The following is a 23,784-nucleotide window of genomic DNA, read 5'->3' on the forward strand; positions in this document are numbered from 1 at the left end:
AGCGGGATCGGCATGACACTATGCGTTTTAAATTCTGATGCTTTACCCTAAATAATCCAGGTTACAGGACATTGGGACGCGTTTGCGCGGGCCTCTATGGGCGAAGCTTATGGATGAGATGAGTCACTCTGAAGCCAATGCATATGTAGCGTGAAGTATGACGGGTAAAAAGGTGAAAACGTGGCTGTAGCGCAATGTCCCGCCTCCTGCGGCGAACTCATTCAGGGCTGGATCCTCGGCAGCGAGAAGCTGGTCTCCTGTCCCGTTGACTGGTACAGCACCGTCGAAGTGGATTATGGTGCGCCGCGCGCCGATGAACGCCCGCTTTCGCGGGCGATGGTCGAGCGGCTGTTAAGCTACTGGCACTATCCTGCTGAACTGAGCAACGAAATTCGCATCGAAATTTGTTCCACAATCCCTGTCGCTAAAGGCATGGCCAGCAGCACCGCGGATATCGCCGCGACGGCGGTGGCCACCGCGCACCATCTCGGCCACGCGCTGGATGAAACAACACTGGCCCGGCTTTGCGTATCGCTGGAACCCACCGACAGCACCCTGTTTCGCCATCTCACCCTGTTCGATCACAACACTGCGGCAACGCAAATTGCCTGCCACTCCCAGCCGCAGCTCGATCTGCTGGTGCTGGAAAGCCCGCGGACGATACTGACCACGGATTATCATCGCCTGCCCCGGCTTGAAAAACTGCGCGCCCATTCCGCCGCCCTGCAACAGGCCTGGGAGAAAGTCCAGCAGGCCTGCCGGACGGATAACCCGCGACGTATGGGAGAAGCGGCGACGCTCAGCGCCATCGCCAGCCAGCATCTGCTGCCAAAACCGGGGTTTAATGCGCTGCTTGCGCTGGTAGAAGAGTGTGATTTATACGGCCTAAACGTGGCCCACAGCGGCAGCGTTGTCGGCCTGATGCTCGACCGCCGACGCCACGATATCGACTCACTCCAGCGGCGTCTGGATGGGAAGCCGTTCAGTAAACACTGGCCGGTACGGCACCTGCTGCGCATGGTACAGGGCGGTGTCGAACTACGGTAACGCCGCCAGCGAATTTATCCGGGAAAGACCAGTCTGAGTGCCGCCAGCAGTTGCCCGTTTTCCCGCTCGCCACGGATCGCAACGCGGAAGTAGCGCCCGTCCAGCCCTGGATAGTTGGCGCAACTGCGGATCAGAATATGCTGTTGCAGCATGGCGTATTGCAGATCAAGATCAGGTACATCGCAGCGCAGAAACAGATAGTTAGCCCGGCCTGGGTAGACTGTCAGACCGGGAATGCCGCGCAACTGATGGTAAAAGTTCGTTCCCTCTTCAGCCAGCCACCGCCAGGTTTGCTGCTGATAGGCGCTGTCCTGCAGAATAATTTCCCCCGCCAGCGCGGCAAAGGCGTTTATCGACCACGGCATCTGACGCTCACGCATTCGCGCCACCGCCCGTTCATCGCTATTGACCAGGTATCCCAGACGCAGACCGGGAATAGCATAAAATTTGGTCAGCGAACGCAGAACCCATACGTGCGGATTCTGGCTAAGGTGCGGAATAAACCCTGGCTCATCGGGAATAAAGTCGATAAACGCTTCATCAAGAATCAGCACGATTCCCAGCGATTGACAGCGCTCGGCAATGAATTCAAGCAAACGGCGCTCGGGGAGTAATCCGGTAGGATTGTTCGGCGTACAGAGAAACAGGCAGTCCAGATCCGGCGTCAAAGCGTCAAGAATAGCCTCGGTTAGCTGCCAGCCATCCTCTTCACGCAGCAAAAACTCCCGCACTGCGCAGTCGATCGATTGCAGCGCCCGGCGATACTCGGCAAAGCCGGGGGTAATGATCATCGCCTGACGCGGCTTCAGCCCCTGAACGAGGGTGAAAATAGCTTCGGTTTCCCCATTTCCGGCGAGGATCCATGACGCGGATATCCGGTGATGTTCCGCCAGCGCGAGGTGCAACTGCTGATACTCAACGTCGGGATAACGTTCGGCGCAATCCATATTGTCGATGATGGCGCGCTTTAAACGTTCCGGCATCCCCAGCGGATTAATATTGGCGCTAAAATCCAATAACTGTTGCGCAGAGATCCCCAATAGCGCGGCGGCCTCGCGAATATTGCCGCCATGCGCGCTCTTCAGTAGAGCCATATCCCCTTCCTGTCGTATTACCCTCGCCGTGCCAGCGTGGCGCCGTCGGCGAAGTAGGCTTTAATCCCTGCCAGAATCGACTCGGCAACTTGCTGCTGGAATTTCGCCGTTTTCAATTTACGCTCTTCTTCGACGTTGCTGATAAACGCGGTTTCCACCAGAATTGAGGGAATATCCGGCGCTTTCAGCACCGCGAAGCCCGCCTGCTCAACCCGGTTCTTATGCAGATTATTAATATGGCCCATCTTTTCCAGCACTGCCTTACCAAACTTCAGGCTGTCGGCAATGGTCAGCGACTGCACCATATCAAACATGGTGTGATCGACGTAACGATCGCCGCTTTTACTTACGCCGCCAATCAGGTCCGAGGCGTTCTGAGTTTGCGCCAGATATTTGGCTGCGGCACTGGTGGCGCCTTTCGTCGACAGGGCAAAGACCGAAGATCCGCTGGGCTGACGACTGGTAAACGCATCGGCGTGAATAGAGACGAACAGGTCAGCGCGCTGCTTCTGCGCCTTAGCGACGCGAACCTTCAGCGGAATGAAGACATCCTCATTGCGGGTCATATAGACCTTCATATTGCCCTCTTTCTCGATCAGCGCGCGCAGCCGTCGGGCAATCTTTAGCACCACGTCTTTCTCGCGAGTACGATATTTCCCTATTGCGCCAGGATCTTCGCCGCCATGACCGGGGTCGAGCATGATAACAATTGGCCGATCGCGCCCGGCTTTACCCGGTTTCGGGCCGCTTTCCGCTGGTGGGATCTGACGTTGAAGATCGCCATTGTTGTAATCTTCAAGCAGCGCCAGCAGCGGATCCTGCACATTGGTGGCATTGGCGGGGTAGAGATCCATCACCAGACGCTCTTTAAACCCGGCAACCGGCGCAAGGGCGAACAGCTGTGGTTTCACATCCTGTTTTAGCTCGAATACCATGCGTACGGTTTGCGGATCGAACTGCCCGACGCGGGCGGACTGAATATAAGGATCGTCGCGGCGAATCTGCCCTCCCATGTCTTTGAGCACTGAATTGAGATGAACCCCTTCCAGATCCACAACCAGACGATCGGGATTACTGAGCGTAAACTGCCGATATTTCAGGATATGGCTGGACTCTACCGTGATGCGCGTGTAGGTCGATGATGGCCAGACGCGCACAGCCACCACCCGCGCTGTCGCAGCCAAACCAACCGGACTCACACTCATCAACCACATGGCGCCTGCCCCTTGTAAAAAACGGCGGCGGCTTAATCCTGACTTGTATCCCGACATGCCACTCCCAAGCAACAAAAACAAACAGATTGACCGGAAACTTTAACCAAAGGCGTATAACCTGTCATCTATAAAAGGGTAAACAATCTTTGACAACCGGGTTCCGTTTTCTCCGATTCAGCAATAAATTGGGGCTTGCGTTTGCCAATAAAACGGAATAAAAATACAGTAATTACGAATAATCATGCATTGAGGTTGTGTAATGGTGAAGGAACGTCGCACCGAACTGGTAGAGGGATTCCGCCATTCTGTTCCCTATATTAATGCCCATCGGGGTAAAACGTTTGTCATCATGCTGGGCGGAGAAGCCATTGAGCATGACAATTTCTCCAGTATAGTCAATGACATTGGCCTGCTTCACAGTCTGGGAATTCGCCTGGTGGTGGTGTATGGCGCACGCCCGCAAATTGATGCCAACCTGGCGGAGCATCACCACGAGCCGGTTTACCACAAACAAACCCGAGTGACTGATACCAAAACTCTCGAACTGGTTAAGCAGGCCGCAGGTATGCTGCAACTGGAAATTACCGCCCGCCTGTCAATGAGCCTCAACAACACGCCGTTGCAGGGGGCCCACATCAACGTGGTCAGCGGCAACTTCCTGATCGCGCAACCGTTAGGCGTCGATGACGGCGTGGATTACTGCCACAGCGGGCGCATTCGGCGTATTGATGAAGAAGCCATTCACCGCCAGCTTGATAACGGCGCGATTGTCCTGATGGGCCCGGTTGCGGTTTCTGTTACCGGCGAAAGTTTTAACCTGACCTCTGAAGAGATTGCCACCCAACTGGCGATTAAGCTGAAAGCCGAAAAAATGATCGGTTTTTGTTCTTCTCAGGGGGTCTACGACCAGAATGGCGATATCGTCTCCGAACTGTTCCCCAACGAAGCTCAGGCGCGAGTGGAGGAAATGGAAGCAAACGCAGACTATAGCTCCGGTACGGTTCGTTTCCTGCGCGGTGCGGTGAAAGCCTGCCGCAGCGGCGTACGTCGTTGCCATCTGATTAGCTACCAGGAAAACGGCTCGCTGTTGCAGGAGCTGTTCTCTCGTGACGGTATCGGCACCCAGATAGTGATGGAGAGCGCCGAGCAGATCCGCCGCGCGACGATTAACGATATCGGCGGGATCCTTGAGTTGATTAGCCCGCTTGAACAGCAGGGTATCCTGGTGCGTCGCTCGCGCGAACAGCTGGAGATGGAAATCGACAAATTCACCATTATTCAGCGCGATAACACCACCATCGCCTGCGCTGCGCTGTACCCGTTCCCGGAAGAGAAGATTGGCGAGATGGCCTGTGTGGCTGTGCATCCGGATTATCGTAGTTCATCGCGCGGTGAAGTGTTGCTTGAGCGTATTGCCGCCCAGGCGAAACAAATGGGCCTGAGCAAGCTGTTTGTGCTAACGACCCGCAGCATCCACTGGTTCCAGGAGCGTGGCTTTACCCCGGTGGACGTCGAGTTGCTGCCGGAGAGCAAAAAAAAGATGTACAACTACCAACGCCGTTCTAAAGTGCTGATGGCTGATCTGACCTGATTCTCCTCCTGCGTCCCGTCATAACGGCGTATGCACGGTAAACGCCGCTCCCCGGAAACGCCTGTGTGACCGGGGATAATTGCGGTAATTTTTTATCATCTGAAAATGATGGTGACACTGATTTTGCCCTGCCGATGGTCTCGTGTGCCATGCCCTGAAAGACATACAACGGATCCGCCAGCGTGTATACATTTACTTCCCGGCGAAAATATCCGCCAGACCGCTGCGCCGTTCAGTACGCGCGACGATTGCCTGGGTAAGCACCTGCTCATCGGCATATATCGACAACCGCTGTTTCGCGCGGGTAATGGCGGTATAAACCAGTTCACGGGTCACCAGCGGCACGCTACGGGAAGGTAGAATCAGCGCCGCATGATCGAACTCTGACCCTTGCGATTTATGCACCGTCATCGCCCAGGCGGTATCGTGTTCCGGCAGGCGGCCAGGATGGACCGACTTAATGCGGCCATCAGGCATCGGGAACCAGACTCGCAGACCATCGCCTCTTTCCAGGGCGATACCGATATCCCCGTTAAACAGCCCCAGCGCGCTGTCGTTACGGGAGATCATCACCGGACGTCCTTCATACCAGCGGGAATATCGTGGCAGAGCGATGGCCCGCTGACGGTTGAGCATCTGCTCCAGCTGTTCATTCACCCCGCTAACGCCATAGGGGCCATCGCGCAGAGCGCACAGCAACTGGAATTCAGTAAATGCGGCAATCACCTCTTCTGGCCCGGCCCGCTCGCGTAGCCGTTGCAGGAAGCGACTATAGCCCGCCTGCGCCTGAATAAGCATGGATTCATACTCTTCCGTGGTGCTAAGTGGGTACAAAGCAATATCATCAAATGGCTGGCGCAGGATTGCTCTGACTGCGCCCCGCTCGCCGCGGTTAACCGCGTAAGCCAGTTGCCCGATGCCGGAATGACGACCAAAACGGTAGCTTTTTTGCAGCAGACACAGGCTGTCGCGCAACGCTCCAGCCACCTCGCCTTCGCCCGCAGGGACCGGCTGACCGGTTAAGCGGGCAAGCTGCGCCGCCCGCTCCGGTGTATATCCCACATTGACCCACGCGCAAATATCACCCAGTACCGCCCCGGCCTCTACCGAAGCCAGCTGATCGCGGTCGCCGAGAAAAATAACCCGGCCGTGTTCAGGCAGCGCATCGATCAGACGCGACATCATCGGCAGGTCAATCATTGAGGCTTCATCCACCACCAGTACATCGAGATGCAGTGGATTTCCGGCGTGATAGCGCAGCCGCTGGCTCCCCGGCTGAGCGCCCAGTAAACGATGCAAGGTACTGGCTTCGGTTGGCACCAGCGCCTTTTGTTCTTCCGTTAACGGAAGACGGCGTAGCGCCGCGCCCAGGGATTCGGTCAGGCGCGCGGCGGCTTTACCGGTTGGCGCCGCCAGACAGATACGGCAACGCGGACGCGTGTTCGTCTGAATCAGCGCCGCCAGTAGTCTGGCGACAGTAGTCGTTTTACCGGTGCCCGGGCCGCCGGAAATCACCGAAATGCGTCGGGTCAGAGCAACCGCCGCAGCCACTTTTTGCCAGTCAACATCATCAGACGGGGGAAACAGCGCATTGAGCGTTGAAGCCAGCAGGCTTTCATCTATATCCAGCACCTGATTAGTCTGGTTAAAAAAGTGTGCAACGGTTAATTCATTACGCCACATCCGGTTGAGGTAGAGCCGCTCCCCGCAGAGGATCATCGGCGTCGCGCGCTCGCCACGGCTGATAGCCGAAGAATCAAGCAGTTGTGCTGACCAGTCGTCTGGATCGCCCGTCAGCTCGCGGATTTTCTCGCCCAGGTTCACCGTTTTCGCATGCAGCAGCTCATCGTCTTTGAGACACGAAACAGGCAGGCAGACGTGCCCTTCTCCGGCGTCGCGGCTCAGAATCGCGGCCGCCAGTTTCACCGTCGGATGCGCATCTTGCGCCACCATCAACGCAAACTGGACATCCAGCGGGCGCAGCAGGCGCTGCTCAACCGCTTCCAGCAATAGTTCATCCATGGTCATAACGCGACCTCCTGCATTTCCCCGGCAAACAGCGCATCAAGGCCAGCAATTAGCGGTAGCGCCGGACGAGTGGTAAAAATCCCCTGCCCGTCATCCTGCCCGTCCATGCCGCGTAAAAAGAGATAAATCACACCGCCGAAATGGCGTTCATAGTCGTAATTCGCGACCCGGTGACGCAAATAGCGGTGCAGCGCCAGGCTGTAAAGCTGATACTGCAAGTCGTAACGATGCGAACGCATTGCCTGCATCATCGCTTGCCGGGTATAAGCCTCGCGATCCTCTCCCAGCCAGTTGGATTTGTAATCCAGCAGGTAATAACGGCCGTTATGGCGGAACACCAGGTCGATAAAGCCTTTCAGCATGCCGCGCACCTGGCGGAAATCAAGAATCGGCGTATCGACGGAGAGCGGATCGTACTGACGAATCAGCGCATCCAGACGCAGCGGATCGAGCGGCTGTTCAATCGGCAGATAAAATGCCATCTCCACCTGTCTATCTCCTGCGCTAAGCTGGTTCAGGGCGATCTCCGCGCCCGGTAAACGGGTACGCAGCACGCCATCCAGCCACGTAGTCAGCACCGGCGTCCACTTTTCATCGAACCCGCTAAGCTGCAGTTTTTCCGCCACCCAGTCGGCAGGTATCGGCCGGGTAAAATCGAGATCTTCGAACAGACCGTGCAAAAAGGTCCCCGGCGACGCGCCGCGCGGGAACTGGTGTGGCGTGAGCTGCGAATCTTCCCCCACTTCGCCGATGCCCGCGGCGTCGACATCAAGCCGCGGCAGAAGGTCCAGCGCCGCGCTGTGCCCGTTCTGCTGCAAACCAGAGTAGCTGGTAACTCGCCAGTCGTCAGCTATCGTACGCGCAAGCCTACGCGCAGAGAGCGGCGGCAATGGCGTCTGCGGAGCCTGCCAGGGCGTTTGCGCCGCCAGCGTGGGGATCTGCAGGGCGATATCTTCGCAACAAAATGCCTGCAAACGCGCCATCAGCCCTGCGGCATCCAGTGCTTCCCCCCTCTGTATCAGGCGACCGAGCGCGCTGTGGTGAAAGTCACTGACGCCGGGTTTGTCGCTACGCCGGGTGCTCAGCGGCGCGACGCCAAGGCTGCAGTGCCAGACTGAGCGGGTGAGCGCCACATACAGCAGGCGCAAATCTTCGGCCAGACGCTCGGCTTCCGCCAGCGCCATGCTGCCGTCATCCTCTCCCAGATCAAGAACGGCGGCAAAGGAATCTCTGTCATGATAAAAGGCCTGATCCTGTTTGCGAAAACGCGCAATAAACGGCAACCAGACCAGCGGATATTCCAGCCCTTTCGATTTATGAATGGTGACAATCTGCACCAGGTGTTTGTCGCTTTCCAGGCGCATCTGCTGGCTGGAAGCATTGCTATCCGGCTCAGCGATATGCTGCGTCAGCCAGCGTACCAGCGCATGTTCACTCTCCAGTTGACTGGCTGCCTCCTGAAGTAGCTCGCTAATATGCAGGATATCGGTCAACCGCCGCTCGCCGCCGCGGGTCGCCAGCAAATTTTCCGCGATATTTCGCGCTGTCATCAGCGCGCGCAGCATCGGCATGATCCCACGCTGCCGCCAGATTTGCCGGTAACCGCTAAACTCCTCGACCAGCTCATCCCAGGCCCGCTCATTTTGATTGAGCTTGTCAATATCGAACGCGTTAAGGCCGAACATTGACGTCGCCAGCGCACTGCGCAAGGTTTCTTCACGATCGGGAGCCAGCACCGCCTGCAGCAACCATAACAGTTCCCGTGCTTCCGGTGTTTCAAATACGCTATCCCGGTTGGAGAGATACACGGACGGAATCGACAACAGCTGGAGGGCATCACGGATCAACGATGCCTCCTGACGGTTACGCACCAGCACCGTGATGTCCGAAGCCTGCACCGGTGTCGCGCGCTCCCCACGCCATAACAGCGCCTTTCCCTGCTGCCCGGCGCTGAGCCAGTCGCGAATTTGCGTCGCGCAAAGCTGAGCCATAAACGCCTGATAATCTCCCGCGCCAACGGCTTCGCCCGGCATCAGCCAGATATTCATCGCCGGCACCGCGGCATCATCGACGGTAAAGCGCAGCCCCTGGTTTTTCTCTGCTGATTTCACCGGCAGGAACGGTATCTCGCGGAACATAAAAGGGTTATCGCTGAGGCTGAACAGACGATTAACGCTCTCAACCATTCCCGGCGCAGAGCGCCAGTTAGTATCCAGCGTATAGTGGGCGCTCACGTCGCTGCGCGCCCTCATATAGGTGAAGATGTCCGCGCCACGGAAAGCGTAAATGGCCTGCTTGGGATCGCCAATCAGCAGCAGCGCGGTATCCGCCTGTCGCCGCCAGATACGACGGAAAATACGATATTGCTGTGGATCGGTATCCTGGAATTCATCGATCATCGCCACCGGGAAACGCTGACGAATCGCGCAGGCCAGCGCGTCTCCGCTATCCCCGCGCAAGGCCTCGTCCAGGCGGCTGAGCATATCGTCAAAACCAAGCTCACCGCGGCGACGTTTTTCCCGCGCCACCGCCTGACGGATTTCGACCATCGCCCTGGCAATAACCAGGTCAGTCAAGGTTAACGCTGACGACAGTAGCGCCTCTACCGCGCTAAACAACGGGTGTACAGGCGGTAAACCGTCCGCTTTAGTGCGTTCAAGCAAGAAGGCCTGGGAGAACTTTTCCAGCGCCTCCGGTAGCTGGTAGTTCAGGGTCTCTTCCTGCGCCCAGGCATCCACTTTCTCCAGCCATTTCCCCTGATTTCCACGATTAAACTTGCGTCGGTCCAGACCGGAGTTTTCCAGCACCTCCGCTATCTCCCCCGCCTGCTCCCGCCACTGTTGTTTAAGGGCGTTAATGCGCCCGATAATTTGCTGGTGGCGTTCGGCCAGCGTTTCTTCATCTGCCGGCGGAGATTTAAGCTGCGGCGCTTCCCCCTGCAACCAGCGATCGATTGACTTCAAAAGATCACGCGGACCTTTCCACGTCGCATCGATAACCGCAGCGATATCGCGCGGTAGCGGATAACAATGCCGACGCCAGAAATCGGCGCAGGCCTGATAGCGCAGGCGTGATTCATCTTCAATCAGTTGCTGTTCAAACAGCATACCGGATTCAAAAGCGTTAAGGCTCAGCATCCGCTGACAGAAGCCGTGAATGGTGAACACCGCGGCTTCATCCATCTGGCGTTCCGCCAGCAGCAGCGTTTGCGCCGCCTGGTCTTTATCGGTGATTTCCGCCAGCAGTCCGGCGTAGAGAGGGTTGTCGGTGCTGTCACGCAGACACGCGATACGCAGCTCGTGGATATTGCTGCGAATACGCCCGCGCAACTCTTCAGTCGCCGCTTCGGTGAAGGTCACCACCAGCAGTTCTTCAACACTGACCTGCCGGGGGAAAGCGGATTCCCCCCCCAGCCCCAGCAGCAGCCGCAGATAGAGCGCGGCGATAGTAAAGGTTTTGCCGGTGCCCGCAGAGGCTTCAATCAGACGCTCGCCTGTCAGGGGCAAGCGCAGTGGGTCAAGAGACTCGGCGGTGTCGGTCATTCATCTTCTCGCATCAGGGGTAGAGATTTCTGCAATGCGCTGACTTTTTCCCAGATTTTGCCACCCTGCGGATGAGCGTATTCCACTTTGCCATTCTGGCTGCCGGAAACCTGAGAGAGTATCGCCATGCCTTGCGGATCCACCACCGTCTGATGGAAAAAGTCAGCAAGTTTTTGCGGCGTCAGCAGTTTAATCTGAGCCACTACTTTATCACGTGAATCGAAACGCATATTACCGCGATCGAAATCTTTGCTCAGCTTTGACGCTTCTTCGCTCAGCGTTTGCGGCGCTTGCTGAATCTGGCTGATAACCGCCTGCTGAATTTGCGCAAATGCTTGCGGCGTCATCGCCCGTAATCGGGCTTCCGCCGTCGGGAAGAACGCCCTGAAGCGTTGCCAGAGGAAAGCTGGCTGTTTGTTGCTGCTCTGCAGTAAGAAGCCCATACCCCACTGGCGGCCCACGTTCATCGGGAAGGCGAAGACCGCATAGCCCAGTTGTTCTTCGGTGCGCAACTGGTTATAGAACCACGGTTGCACGATTTGCCCGAGAAGAGAACTGGCGGCAGAGCTGGTGTATTCGTCAACGTCAGGCGGTGCAAAAACGGCGGCCAGCGCGGAATCAGTGCTGTTGCCAGTTTTTTCAAAAATCGCCAGTTGTTTACGGTCTACCCGCACATTTTTGTTACGGCACCACTCGTTGCCGTCGGCCCCCAGTTGCTTTTGAATCTGCCGCGCCATGGCGATGGATTGATCCGCCGTGAGATTGCCAATCACCAAAAATTCAGGGCGACCTTTCGTTTTGAGATTCTCGCGGTATTCCAGCACCTCTTGCAGCGTAATTGACGGCAGTAGCGCCCGGCGCTCTTCACGCTGAAAGTAAGGCACCTGAGAAACCATCTGGATCGGGACTATCGCCTGATCGTAGGCTTTGCCTTTATCCGCCGAATCCATCATCTGGGCATACCAGGACTTCGCCTGCTTCAACTGTTCTTCTGTTGGCGTATAGCTGAAGTAACCATCGAGCAACGCGCTAAACAACTGCGGAAGATGCTGCGTATAGCCATTGGCGTTGACCATCAATCCATTATTGGCGCCGGTAGAAAAGGTGATTCCCCCGACAGCCGCCTGATTACTGAGCTGATCAAGCGCAATACCCGCCAGATAATCATTGAGGGCGAACATGACCTGCCGACGAGCGCTGTCCATCGCCTGCGGATTGCGCAGAACCAGCGAGATATCCGCTTTCGGTTCACTGGCGAAAAACTGGCTCGGCGCATAAACCACGCGTAGGGTCGGTTCATTGACGATCAACTGCGGATGCGGCCAGGCTTTGTCACTTTTAATTAAGGAGAAATCGTCAGGAATGTAGGGGTTCAGTTGCGGTAGCTTGAGATCGATGGCGCTGGATTTCAACTGCCAGTCGGCAAAAGTCTGCTCGCTGATTTTATCCACCTGATAGGGCGCATCGACGAAATAAGCCATCTTGTTATGCGGTTCTTTCGGGCTGATATACCAGATACGGGCGTTTTGCGGCGTCATCATCGCCAGCCGATCGTTAATCGCCTGCGGATCGTAGCGATCGGCAATATTTACCACATCCAGAGCATGTTCGACCGGCACGCGGATCATGGTATCCGCCAGCCATTCGACGTAATCCATATCGCGGTTAATGGACGGGTAGCGAAAATCAAGCGCCAGCACATGGGCCAGTTCGTCAAAATAACGTTTATCGATCCCCTGGCTACGCAACAGGTTAAGGTAGCTAAAGATAGCTGCCGTGACTTCATCACGATGCGACAGGCCTTTGTCCGTCAGGGTCGCGGAGATGGCCAGCACCCCGCTATTACCGTTGACGACCGGATCGGAATCCGCCCGGATTCCTTCAACCAGCCCCTGCCTTTGTAACCAGTCTGAAAGCGTGCCGGGGCTGCGATTACCGATCATATAGGTGATCAGCTCGTCAGTTTTGCTGCGAAACTGATCGCTATTGTTATCAATGCGAAATTCCACACGCAGCACTTTACGCGGCAGCGCCGGAACATAGTGAATAATGATGCCCTTTTGCGCATCAGTCACCACCGGCACGGTAATTTTCGGTTTGCTGATAGCGTGATTCGGTACGCGACCATAGGTGGCAGCCGCGATGCCCGCCAGTTCCGGCAAAGGCTTATTGCTGTAGATCACCGCTTTCATCAGGTTGGCGGAATACCATTTGTCGCGGAAAGCGTGAAGCGCATCAAGCACCGGTTTGCCAGGTTTGTCGCTTAGCGTCTGAAGGTTACCACCAGAAAAATGCGAACCAGGGTGCGCCGGATTGATGGTTTCCGCGCTAATCTGCGCCATTCGCATCCCGTCCCGGGTTCGCGCCATGGTCAGTTCAGCATTAACCGCATTACGCTCGCGTTCGACATATTTTTTATCCAGCAGCGGCGCGGCAATGGCGTCAGCCAGACGATCGACGGCACCATCCAGAGCATCATTTTCCACTTCAAGATAGAACGCAGTGCGATACGGCGCGGTACTGGCGTTGTGGCTGCCGCCGTGCATTTTGAGAAATTCGGCGAGGCTATCGGGCCGGGGATACTTTTTCGAGCCCATTAACGTCATATGCTCAAGAAAGTGGGCCAGCCCCTGATGTTCAATGGGGTCCTGCAGAGAACCGACAGGAACAACCAACGCCGACAGCGATTTCACCGCCTGCGGATCGGAGACCAGCAGCACCACCATGTCATTATCCAGGCGAATCGCTTGATATTGACGGGGATCATTTTCACTTTTACGGATAGTTTCCTGAATAGGTTGCCATCCGATGTCTGCCTGACTTAACGGCGCCCAAAGGGCGACCAGTATGACAATAACCTTAAACCATACACTGCGGGGCATTCACGAACCTCATTATTAACAAACCTGGCGCTGCACCATATGCAGCCTTATCAAACATCAGTCCGTGATTTGTTGCGCATCATAAATGAACCGCCATTCTTTTGCGCAATTTTTATACTATCGCCATGTTATGCGGACTGATGAAAACGAAATATCGGCAGTAAATAGCGCTGCGTTTGCGCGATGATCTCTTCATAGTATGCTGGTTCCAGCGTTCGCCACAGGCGTTGATACCAGACATCTGCACCTTCACCGCGGACCACCATATTCCCGTCATAAGCCTGAAGAAATTTACTACGCGCTTTTTGTTGCGTCTCTTCATCCATTAACATGATATTCTTCTCAGCGTCATAACAGACTTTTAGCCACGCGCCGCCGCTTTCCGGCAGCAGCAGCAGTGGTTCAGACATGCCTTGCAGATAACCATCAACCAGATCATTCAGATATTCCTGAGCCTGCTCCTGCGCCAGCGGGGGGAAACGCCACCCCCCTTCTTTGCGCACAAACAGCCGGCTTTCTCCCGTTCCTCCGCTGGCACAATAGACAAGATGCTCCAGCCAAAGTTGCATTCCTTGCGCCATGCTTAACATCGATGGTCGCCAGCGCAGCAAACCGTCAGATTGTACCTGCTGTAGCCACCCGGTAATGTTGACGCCGTTACATTGCAGATCAATTTCCATACTTTGCCCGGGCAGCCGACTGGCGATCACCCGCTCAGCCAGGTTTTGCATCTCCTGCCGTTGAGCCTCCCAGGCCAGCTCGCCAAAAGCGCCATAGGGCAACTCCCCGGCCGCGCGGAAACGACGATACATTGCCGAAGCATCCTGCTGCTCAATAAGCGTATTGAGCAACTGCTGGTTCAACTGATAACGACTCAAACCTTCGAGAGTGAAGGGCTCATCGTCGGGGATCTCGCTCTCCTCCGGGCGAAAATTAACCCGTAACCGCTGCTGAAAGAAGGCGCGGACAGGGTGCTGCCAGAAACGCAGCAACTGCCCGAAAGGCAGGTGGTCTATTTCCAGCGCGGGCAGCGGCTGGATAAAATCGCTGTGGGCCGCCCCCTGTTGGCTGGCGGCTGGCAGCCATTCCCGGGCATAGCTTTGTTCTTCATTCGCAAGAAAATTATCCGCATCGAAAGGCATACGCGTATGCAGATGAGTAATATGTTCTTTAACACGACGTTCGCTGGCATCGCAATCCAGAGCTTCATCGCCAGCCAGGCAGTGGCTCTGACCAATATAATCCGCCAGCTCCTGGACCAGTACGGAGGGATAGCGCTCGCTGTTATCCTGAATTGAACGACCAATATAGCTGATATACAGCTTTTGCCCGGCGGACATCAGCGCTTCAAGAAACAGATAACGGTCGTCATCACGACGACTACGATCCCCGCGTTGCGGCTTCTGGCTCATTAAATCAAACCCTAACGGCGGCAGGGTACGCGGATAAACGCCATCATTCATACCCAACAAGCAAACCACCTTGAAAGGAATCGAGCGCATTGGCATCAGAGTACAAATATTCACCGGCCCGGCGAGAAATCGCTGGCTGATTCGCTGCATATCGAGCCGTTGAGCCAGCTCATCGCGGAGTAAAGACAGCGGCACCGCTTCAGCATATTGCGCCTCTACCCCGCCATTAATCACGGCCTGCCACTGCTGCTCAATCAACGCCAGGGCAGCTTCCGTCTCGCTATCCGGAAGGAAAAAGTCGTTCAGCAGATCGCGACATACCGGTAGCCACTCGGCTAACGGGCGATCTTCCGCCAGGCCGCGGCGCCAGAGATTAAGCTGCATCAGCAATGATGCGAGATGACCAACCAGCTCGGCGATAAGCCCGCTCGATTCGTCATAAGGTAGCACCGAGCGCCACTCCCCCTCACTGCTGTCCATCGCGTAGCCTAATAACATACGCGTCAGGCCAAATCGCCAGGTGTGCTGACCGGTCGCCGGGAGATCCAGTTCACGAACGTTGTCGTCATCCATCCCCCAGCGGACACCAGATTCGTTTACCCACTGGCGCAGGTAGCGCAACCCCTCTTCGTTAATGTTAAACCGCGCGGCCAGCACCGGGACATCCAGTAGCGCCAGCACATCTTCGCTGGCAAAGCGACTCTCCGGCAGAGAAAGGAGAGTGATAAATGCCTGTAGCGCCGGATGCGACTCACGGGCGCGACGGTCAGAGATGGCCCACGGTAGCCAGCGTTCACCGCTCGCACTCCCAAAGACGGCCTGAATATACGGGCTATAGCTATCAATATCCGCCACCATAACGATAATATCGCGCGGCGTCAGTTCAGGATCCTCTTCCAGCATGGCCAGCAGCCGGTCGTGCAGCACTTCCACCTCGCGCTGCGGGCTGTGACAGACGTGGATCGTCAGGCTGCGATCGTCCGCCGCTAAAACCCGCTTGCCGCCGCTGTTGGCGAACTCCTCCGCGCTGCGTCCGGTCACCGCCGCATTGCGCAAGTCGAGAATATCCGCCTGAAGATTGTGCAGCAAATTATCCGGCACGATATCGACGAAAGCATCCAGCTCGTCATAGCGTTCCAGACCCGCCAGCAGATAGATATAGTCGCGCCCCAGCTTGCCCCATGAGGCCAGCAATGGGTTGCCGACATCTTGCTCCCCGGCATCGTTGAACAGTCCTGGCGCCAGCGCCGTATCACGAAACAGCGGCAGCTCTCGCGATGTTTCGCGGTGGTGACGGCGCTGGCGAGACATCAGCCTTGCCAGAAATGCGGGATCTTTAATATCCCCCCAGTAGTAGCGGCAAGGGTTAGTGAAGAGCACGTAAACATCCACATGTTTTCCCAGCGCCTGTAGCGCCTGCAGATACACCGGCGGCAGCGCCGAGATGCCGCATATAAATACCCGGGACGGGAGCCCGGCAGGCGGTTCCTTCGCGGCTTCAAGCGCGCTGATAAAGCGTTGATACAAATTGGCGCGATGCCACAGCGGCTGCCCCAAATCAGCCGTATATTCCACTAACGCCTTCCACAGCGGGGCTTGCCATGCCTGCGCCTCGCCCAGCCCGTCTACGCGCTGGCCGTCCTCCCAGCGCATCAGCCACTCGGGGCGATAAACCAGGTACTGGTCATAGAGATCCGCCACTCTTGCCGCCAACTGGAAAAGTTTGCGCTTGTCGTTATCATCGCTCAGATAGTGACATAGCGGCATAAAAGCATCGTCATTTAGCCGCTGTGGTAACAGGGTCATGAGCTTCCAGCTCATGCTTTGCTTGCTGAACGCGCTTTCGCCAGGGATATCTTTCAGTACATGAACGAACATGTCCCAAATGAAACTGGCGGGTAACGGGAATTCGATATTGGCTGCGATGCCGAATCGTCTGGCTAACGACATCTGTAGCCATTGCGCCATCCCGCTACTCTGGACCAGAACCATTTCCGGCATGAAAGGGTCATCCAGCGGCTGACGCTCGACGATAAACTCCATCAATGCTTCCAGCACATCCAGACGGTTTGAATGGTACACCCTTAACATATTCGCTCCTGCCTACTGACTGACCGGGCAATGCAGCCTGGTCATCTGGGCCCGCCTGACGGCGGGCATGGTGATCGTTACCGTGATGCTGACACATCTTTGCGCCGATGTCTGCATGCGGGATATCTGGCGATTATCCGGCACTGCTGGCGGATTAAGCTGACTGAATCGCCACGCATCGCGCCACAGTTGACGGTACTGATTGATCTGCATAAAGCCATTGGCCAGCGCACGCTGATAACCTGCCAGGGCGGTGACGGTCATGACCATCAGCATTAAAGCCAGTAGCGTTTCTGGCAGGCTAAAACCGTCCTGCTTCTTCAGGGCATCTGGCATAAGCTCGCCTCCTTTAACGGGCAAAAATCGCTCCAGCCGTGGGGAGAAAATCGGACACGGTTTTGTTCCACCGTGCCGGTTTGCCACAGCAGCATGGTACCGCTGCCGCCAATCAGCAATACCGATGCATCGCTGAAGATTCGCAGGCAGGCACGCCAGCCGAGCGTGACATCCTGCTGACAGCTCACCGCTTCCTGTCGCGGCCAGGAAAGGCCTTTTCCCCACTGTAGCGCAGATTGCACGCTGGCAGTATCGCGCAGGGCCTGCATTTCGTTGGCTGCTTGCGCCAGCAGAGAACGCTGCTGTTGGTTCAGCCCCTGAAGCAACAAACTGCCGAGCGCGAACAGCAGAAGCACCATCAACAAGGAAGAGAAACCACGCTGACGATTCACAGGTTATATCCTGTTACGCTGTATTCCGCACGGGCGTGGATTTGCCGACCAAAAATGGATTGTGCCGCCAGCGTTATCGATAATTCCGGGGGGAATCCCGCTCTGTCGTAGCGGGAAATGTGAAACGTGGTGATTTTAATCGCCGCCGGATTAGTCATTTTCTCCCAGCCTTTACCATTACAGCTGTCCGCCCCACGCTGGGTTTCCAGCGCACCATCACGTAACCGGAACCCGGTCATATCTGATTCTGACAGTGGAGCCGTATTCCAGACGCCATCGCTGTTGCCATCCCAGCGGACAAGCAGACAATCACCACTTGCGGCAATATGCAGCGCCTCTCCGCGACAGCGGCCGTTGCAATAACCGGCGCGTTGCAAATGCTTCGCCACGGTGTAAATACGCTGCCAGAGTTCATTTTCCAACGACTGTTGCCGGGTCAGGAGAAGCGTTGCCGACTGTAAGGCCGGGAGAAAGCGCGCGCCGCCTGACAATAGCACCGAGCTGATAGCCATCACGATCAGTGTTTCTGGTAGCGAAAAACCACGGCGTATTACAGACATGATACCGTCTCCTCACCACGGCAGAGACGGATTCGCCCCCAGTTAGAGACAATAATGTTCCAGCCACCAGCCGCGCTTTCCAGCCGGATATGTCCGGCCCAGGCGGTATTCCGCAGGCCGTAAAAACCCAGCCCAGGCGTCATGACGCGGAGCGAAACTTCCGGCCACAGCGGGTATAGCGTGAAAACATCCTTTTCACGACAGTCGGCCGTGGAACCAGTAGCGCTCAGGCACCAGCCCTCCCCGCTCCGACCAACGTTTAACAACCGATTACGATTATGCCAGTTGGCATCATCACGCAGCAGCAGCAGAAAGTCGCGAACCTGACAGGCTGTTTGCCACAGGCGCTGCTGCCGTTGCCAGCTGTGCCAGCCATATAGCCCACTGGCGCAAAGAATAACGACCAGTATCAGTGCGACCAGGGTTTCCGTCAGGGTATAGCCATGTTCTCTGTTCATGAGCTGAGTATGGGTATCAGCAATACCTTTTTCGAACGGAAAAATACGCGTTTGCGTCGCGCCTCGGAGAGTATTAAAGACGTTGCAATGGCTTGCAAAGACGGAGGAAACCAACGAACAAAAAGGCGCCCGATAGCAGCAGATTTTCCACGGTCTTGCCGCAGGGAGGTGAGCACATCAGGAAAACGGGCGAGAGTACGCTGGCACACATGCAGGACTGGCCGCCAGGACGGCGGCCAGTGAGGTCGTTCGAGGCTGGACAAACTTGCCTGGGCCAGGCGAAATCTCCCCAGGGCGTTCACACACAGGGGATATGCCCCCTGTCCACGTTATTTATCGTGAACAGAACAGGCCACTAAGCAAAAACATTCACTCCGGGAATTAAATCGCCACCGGCGCTTTAATTCCCGGATACGGGTCATAGCCTTCAATTTCAAAGTCTTCAAACCGGTAGTCGAAAATCGACGCCGGTTTGCGTTTGATGACCAGTTTCGGCAATGCGCGGGGTTCGCGGCTCAGCTGCAGATGCGTCTGCTCCATATGGTTGCTGTACAGATGCGTGTCGCCCCCGGTCCAGACAAAATCGCCCACTGCCAGGTCGCACTGCTGCGCCACCATATGCACCAGCAGGGCGTAGCTGGCGATATTGAACGGCAGGCCAAGGAACACATCGCAGGAGCGCTGATACAGCTGGCAGGAGAGCTTGCCATCCGCCACGTAAAACTGGAAAAACGCATGGCACGGCGCCAGCGCCATTTTGTTCAGTTCGCCAACGTTCCATGCCGAGACGATAATACGCCGTGAATCCGGGTCATTTTTCAACTGTTCCATCACCGTGCTGATCTGGTCGATATGACGACCATCCGGCGCAGGCCAGGAGCGCCACTGCTTGCCATAGACCGGCCCCAGATCGCCGTTTTCATCGGCCCATTCATCCCAGATGGTAACGTTGTTTTCATGCAGATACGCAACGTTGGTATCTCCCTGCAGGAACCACAACAGTTCATGGATGATGGAGCGTAAATGACAGCGTTTGGTCGTCACCAACGGGAATCCTTCCTGCAGGTTAAAACGCATCTGGTGGCCGAAGATAGAGACGGTGCCGGTACCGGTGCGGTCATTTTTTTGCGTGCCCTCGTCGAGCACTTTCTGCATCAAATCAAGATACTGTTTCATGGTTCCTCAAGAGTTTTGTTGCTGCGGACGACAACGGTACGCCCAGACCATCATAATGATACCCGCAAGCACCATAGGAATCGAAAGAATCTGTCCCATACTGATGTACTGCACCCAGGCGCCGGTGAACTGCGCGTCGGGCTGACGGAAAAATTCCACAATAATGCGGAACAGGCCGTAGCCAATCAGGAAAAGACCAGAAACCGAGCCGGTCGGGCGCGGTTTGCGAATAAACAGGTTCAGGATCAGGAACAGCACCACGCCTTCCAGCGCCAGCTCATACAACTGTGAAGGATGGCGGGGCAGCGCGCCGTAGGTATCGAACAACGATTGCCACTCGGGATGTGACGGCAGCAGAGCCAGATCTTCCGCGCGGGAGCCGGGGAAAATCATCGCATAGTGGAAGTTCGGATCGACACGCCCCCACAGTTCGCCGTTGATAAAGTTGCCCAGCCGCCCGGCGCCAAGGCCAAACGGAATCAGCGGCGCAATAAAATCAGAGACCTGGAAGAAGGTTCGCTTCGTGCGTCTGGCGAAGATGATCATCACCAGAATCACACCGATCAGGCCGCCGTGGAAGGACATGCCGCCATCCCAGACGCGGAACAGGTAGAGCGGATCCTCCAGGAAGAGCGGCAGGTTATAGAAAAAGACGTAACCGATACGCCCGCCGAGGAAGACCCCCAGGAACCCGGCGTACAGCAGGTTTTCAACTTCATTTTTCGTCCAGCCGCTACCCGGACGATTGGCCCGACGGGTGGCCAGCCACATGGCAAAAATAAACCCGACCAGATACATCAGGCCGTACCAGTGCAGGGAGACCGGTCCAATGGAAAATATTACCGGATCAAAGTCCGGAAAATGCAGGTAGCCACTATTCATCTGTCACCATAAAGACTTGTTATTCCGCCGAAAGTGGACAGCGGGGATCCTCCGCGCCTGCCAGAAAACGGCGCTCCAAAGGCTGCGAATGATAACATATGCGCGAAAGACGATCCGAGCCGGACGTGTAAAAGATATGTATACGAATGCGAATGAGCAGCAGAGGAGTTCCGGAGGCGGCGCGTTGCGCCTTGTTCACGCGCCGTCCGATAATGACAGCTATCGGCCTCCGCGAATCAGGCCGCCGAGACCGCGCCGCTCCATAAAAGCCGCAACCTGGTGACGGACTTCAGTCGCCATCTGCGCTTCCAGACTGCGGCGGGAAAGTTCCTGGGCCTCATCAATATCGATACGGCGCAGCAGATATTTCACTCTTGCCACCGAGCGACCATTCATTGACAAATGGCGATAGCCCATACCGATGAGGATCGTCACGCACATCGGATCACCCGCCATTTCACCACACAGTCGCAGATCGATGTCGAAACGCTCGGCATCGCGGGCGATCATCGCCAGCGCCCTGAGAACTCCTGGGTGCAGGCTGTCATACATACTGGCCACCCGGGTATTATTGCGATCCACCGCCAGAATATACTGGGTCAGGTCATTAGTGCCAACAGAGATAAAATCAATGCGATTAGCCAGTTGTGGAAGCATAAAGACCATCGACGGCACTTCCAGCATCACGCCAAGACGCGGACGTGGAATAGCATAGCCGATCATGTCTTCCACTTCACGGCTGGCGCGATCGATAAGACGACGAGCCTCATCCACTTCATCCAGGCTGGTCACCATCGGCAGCAAAATACTGAGGTTACCGGTCGCCGCATTGGCGCGCAGCATGGCGCGTATCTGCACCAGAAAAATCTCCGGCTGATCGAGCGTGATGCGAATACCGCGCCAGCCAAGACACGGGTTCTCTTCGCTGATTGGCATATACGGCAGTTGTTTATCCGCGCCGACATCCAGCGTGCGCAGAGTCACCGATTTCTCGTTGAACATCTGTAGCATTCCCTGATACTGGGCAACCTGCTCCTCTTCAGAGGGGAAGCCGCTTTGCAGCATAAAGGGAATCTCGGTGCGGTACAGACCGATACCATCGACGAAATTGCCGAGCTTCTCCTCATGCTCAGGGCTCAGCCCCGCATTGAGCATCACTTTTACTCGCTCGCCGCTTTTCAGTTCAGACGCCCGCTTGAGATCGTCCTCAGCCAGGCGGCTAAGTTCATTCTCTTCGCTAATCAGGCGCTGGTACTCCTGCAGCAACACCGGCTCCGGATCGACCAGCAGCTCGCCACGGTAACCGTCGACGATCAGGGTATGACCGTGCAGCAGCGAAGGCTGAATATCCGCCCCCATCACCGTCGGAATGCCCAGCGCACGAACCATAATCGCAGCATGCGAGTTCGCCGCGCCGTCACGTACCACCACGCCTGCTAAACGGTCCTGAGGAACTTCCGCCAGAGTCGTGGCCGACAGTTCGTCCGCCACCAGTATGATGCGCTCCGGCCAGCTATCCGTTCCCTGAATGCTGTCATCAAGGTGAAACAGCAGTCGCTGGCCTAACGTGCGTAAATCACCCGCACGCTCTTTCAGATAGCCATCACTGAGCGCGGCAAACTGTTCGGCAAACTGCTCGATGATCTTCTTCACCGCCCATTCGGCCACCGCGCCTTTATCCACTTCAGCGAACAGTTCACGACGCAGGCGCGCGTCGGAAAGCAGGTGTGAATAGAGGTCAAAGATGGCCGCCGTCTCTTTCTGCGCGCCGGCAGAATAGCGTTTGCTGTAACGACGAAACTCGTTCGCCGCCTCTTCCAGCGCGATGGTCAGACGCTCGCGCTCGGCAGCGGTATCAAGCGTCGAGGCTTCATAAACCTGCTCCATCAGCGGCAGGCTAACGTCCATCCAGCCTTCAGCAATGGCGACGCCGGACGAAGCAGGCAGGGCGCGAATGCGGGTCTGACGATATTGACCAAACAGCGCGTTTAACTGGGACTGAGAAAGAATACCGGCGATTTGCGTGGCCAGCGTAACAAGAAAAGACTCTTCACTTTCGTCAAACTGGCGCAACTCGCGCTGCTGCACCACCAGCACCCCCAGCAGTTGGCGCCGCTGGATAATCGGCACGCCAAGGAAGGCACGGAAACGCCCCTCTTTTACCGCAGGAATATATTTAAAGCTGGGATGCTTTTGCGCGTCGGCGAGGTTAATGGGTTCTGCCAGACGGCCGACGAGGCCGACCAGGCCTTCGTCAAAAGCGAGCGCGACAATGCGCCCGCGGGGCTTTTTCAACCCGCGAGTCGCCATCAGGTAATAACAGCGCCGGTCGTTGTCAGCCAGATAAACCGAGCAGACCTCCGTTTCCATTGCGGCGCAGATATCGGTTACCAGGATATCCAGCGCCTCGTTTAAACGTGGCGTACTCGCGACCTTCTCGACTATTTCTCGCAACCGAGTGAGCATAATGTGTGTGGCTTAACCTCTTTTACGTCGATATGCAGGCGCGCTTTGCGGCTTAGGCGAACTTTCTGCCAGCGCCATTGTGGCGCTGGCGAACTCTTTCATCACCCGGCGGTAGACATCGCGCTTAAACGACACCACCTGACGCACCGGATACCAGTAGCTTACCCATCGCCAGCCATCAAATTCAGGTGTACTGCTGGTTTGCATATTGACATCCGCATCACTGCCAATCAATTGCAGGAGAAACCACTTCTGTTTCTGGCCGATACATACCGGCTTTGTGTCCCAACGCACCAAACGTTTAGGCAATTTGTAACGCAACCAGTTACGGGTTGAAGCCAGAATCCGCACATCTTTGCGGTTTAACCCAACTTCTTCGAACAATTCCCGATACATCGCCTGCTCTGCTGATTCTCCTGGATTAATGCCCCCTTGCGGGAACTGCCACGAGTGCTGACCATAGCGCCTGGCCCACATAACCTGACCCTGGCGATTACAGATTACAATACCGACATTTGGGCGGTAGCCATCGTCATCAATCACCGGACTACCTCAAAATAAGCTTCAATGCGAATGATTGTTTCACACTCGCTGGAAACGGTAAACCACTCTG

General features: G+C 56.2%; 16 protein-coding genes. 2 read left to right on the plus strand and 14 right to left on the minus strand.

Going from position 1 to position 23,784, the window contains the following annotated elements; translation table 11 throughout:
* The first annotated feature begins 180 nt into the window (after nt 1-180).
* Nucleotides 181-1,047, plus strand: a complete 867-nt coding sequence (locus FN037_RS14865; RefSeq protein ID WP_142502564.1) for an L-threonine kinase — start codon at nt 181-183, stop codon at nt 1,045-1,047.
* 14 nt (nt 1,048-1,061) lie between these two features.
* On the opposite strand, the gene cobD is transcribed toward FN037_RS14865, so the two are convergent.
* Together cobD and amiC are read right to left on the minus strand one after the other, a co-directional pair.
* A complete protein-coding gene (gene cobD / locus FN037_RS14870) occupies nt 1,062-2,141 on the minus strand; it encodes a threonine-phosphate decarboxylase CobD (RefSeq protein ID WP_142502565.1) in 1,080 nt (359 codons plus the stop codon).
* 17 nt (nt 2,142-2,158) lie between these two features.
* Nucleotides 2,159-3,412, minus strand: coding sequence for an N-acetylmuramoyl-L-alanine amidase AmiC (gene amiC / locus FN037_RS14875; RefSeq protein WP_142502566.1), 1,254 nt, complete (start codon nt 3,410-3,412; stop codon nt 2,159-2,161).
* Between the two features lie 202 nt (nt 3,413-3,614).
* On the opposite strand from amiC, the gene argA reads away from it, so the two are divergent.
* Nucleotides 3,615-4,946 (plus strand): amino-acid N-acetyltransferase, encoded by a 1,332-nt coding sequence (gene argA, locus FN037_RS14880; RefSeq protein ID WP_138360144.1) that lies wholly within the window; start codon nt 3,615-3,617, stop codon nt 4,944-4,946.
* Between the two features lie 192 nt (nt 4,947-5,138).
* Here argA and recD read toward each other — a convergent pair whose 3' ends face one another.
* From recD to rppH, 12 genes are all read right to left on the minus strand, one after another.
* Nucleotides 5,139-6,974: an exodeoxyribonuclease V subunit alpha gene (gene recD / locus FN037_RS14885; protein ID WP_142502567.1), complete on the minus strand. Its 1,836-nt coding sequence runs from the start codon at nt 6,972-6,974 to the stop codon at nt 5,139-5,141.
* Nucleotides 6,971-10,516, minus strand: coding sequence for an exodeoxyribonuclease V subunit beta (gene recB, locus FN037_RS14890; protein WP_138360146.1), 3,546 nt, complete (start codon nt 10,514-10,516; stop codon nt 6,971-6,973). Before recB ends, recD begins: the two co-directional genes overlap by 4 nt.
* Nucleotides 10,513-13,398, minus strand: coding sequence for a pitrilysin (ptrA, locus tag FN037_RS14895; RefSeq protein WP_142502568.1), 2,886 nt, complete (start codon nt 13,396-13,398; stop codon nt 10,513-10,515). The genes recB and ptrA overlap by 4 nt, the downstream gene beginning before the upstream one ends.
* 128 nt (nt 13,399-13,526) lie before the next feature.
* Nucleotides 13,527-16,901 (minus strand): exodeoxyribonuclease V subunit gamma, encoded by a 3,375-nt coding sequence (gene recC, locus FN037_RS14900; RefSeq protein WP_142502569.1) that lies wholly within the window; start codon nt 16,899-16,901, stop codon nt 13,527-13,529.
* 12 nt (nt 16,902-16,913) lie between these two features.
* On the minus strand, nt 16,914-17,237 hold the full coding sequence (locus FN037_RS14905; protein ID WP_138360149.1) for a prepilin-type N-terminal cleavage/methylation domain-containing protein: 324 nt from the start codon (nt 17,235-17,237) through the stop codon (nt 16,914-16,916).
* Nucleotides 17,222-17,629: a DUF2509 family protein gene (locus FN037_RS14910; protein WP_138360150.1), complete on the minus strand. Its 408-nt coding sequence runs from the start codon at nt 17,627-17,629 to the stop codon at nt 17,222-17,224. Before FN037_RS14910 ends, FN037_RS14905 begins: the two co-directional genes overlap by 16 nt.
* A complete protein-coding gene (locus FN037_RS14915; protein WP_142502570.1) occupies nt 17,626-18,189 on the minus strand; it encodes a prepilin peptidase-dependent protein in 564 nt (187 codons plus the stop codon). Before FN037_RS14915 ends, FN037_RS14910 begins: the two co-directional genes overlap by 4 nt.
* Nucleotides 18,180-18,647, minus strand: a complete 468-nt coding sequence (locus FN037_RS14920) for a prepilin peptidase-dependent protein (RefSeq protein WP_142502571.1) — start codon at nt 18,645-18,647, stop codon at nt 18,180-18,182. The genes FN037_RS14915 and FN037_RS14920 overlap by 10 nt, the downstream gene beginning before the upstream one ends.
* Nucleotides 18,648-19,028: 381 nt before the next feature.
* Nucleotides 19,029-19,823 carry a thymidylate synthase gene (gene thyA / locus FN037_RS14925; RefSeq protein WP_138360153.1) on the minus strand — a complete coding sequence of 265 codons (795 nt, stop codon included), beginning with the start codon at nt 19,821-19,823 and terminating at the stop codon, nt 19,029-19,031.
* Nucleotides 19,824-19,829: 6 nt separating this feature from the next.
* Nucleotides 19,830-20,705 carry a prolipoprotein diacylglyceryl transferase gene (gene lgt, locus FN037_RS14930; RefSeq protein WP_138360154.1) on the minus strand — a complete coding sequence of 292 codons (876 nt, stop codon included), beginning with the start codon at nt 20,703-20,705 and terminating at the stop codon, nt 19,830-19,832.
* Nucleotides 20,706-20,924: 219 nt separating this feature from the next.
* Nucleotides 20,925-23,171, minus strand: coding sequence for a phosphoenolpyruvate--protein phosphotransferase (gene ptsP / locus FN037_RS14935; RefSeq protein ID WP_138360155.1), 2,247 nt, complete (start codon nt 23,169-23,171; stop codon nt 20,925-20,927).
* A gap of 12 nt (nt 23,172-23,183) precedes the next feature.
* Complete coding sequence (gene rppH, locus FN037_RS14940; RefSeq protein ID WP_138360156.1) at nt 23,184-23,714, minus strand: RNA pyrophosphohydrolase; 531 nt, start codon at nt 23,712-23,714, stop codon at nt 23,184-23,186.
* Nucleotides 23,715-23,784: the final 70 nt, after the last annotated feature.

The organism is Klebsiella sp. 2680 (assembly GCF_900198535.1).
Taxonomy (GTDB): domain Bacteria; phylum Pseudomonadota; class Gammaproteobacteria; order Enterobacterales; family Enterobacteriaceae; genus Klebsiella; species Klebsiella indica.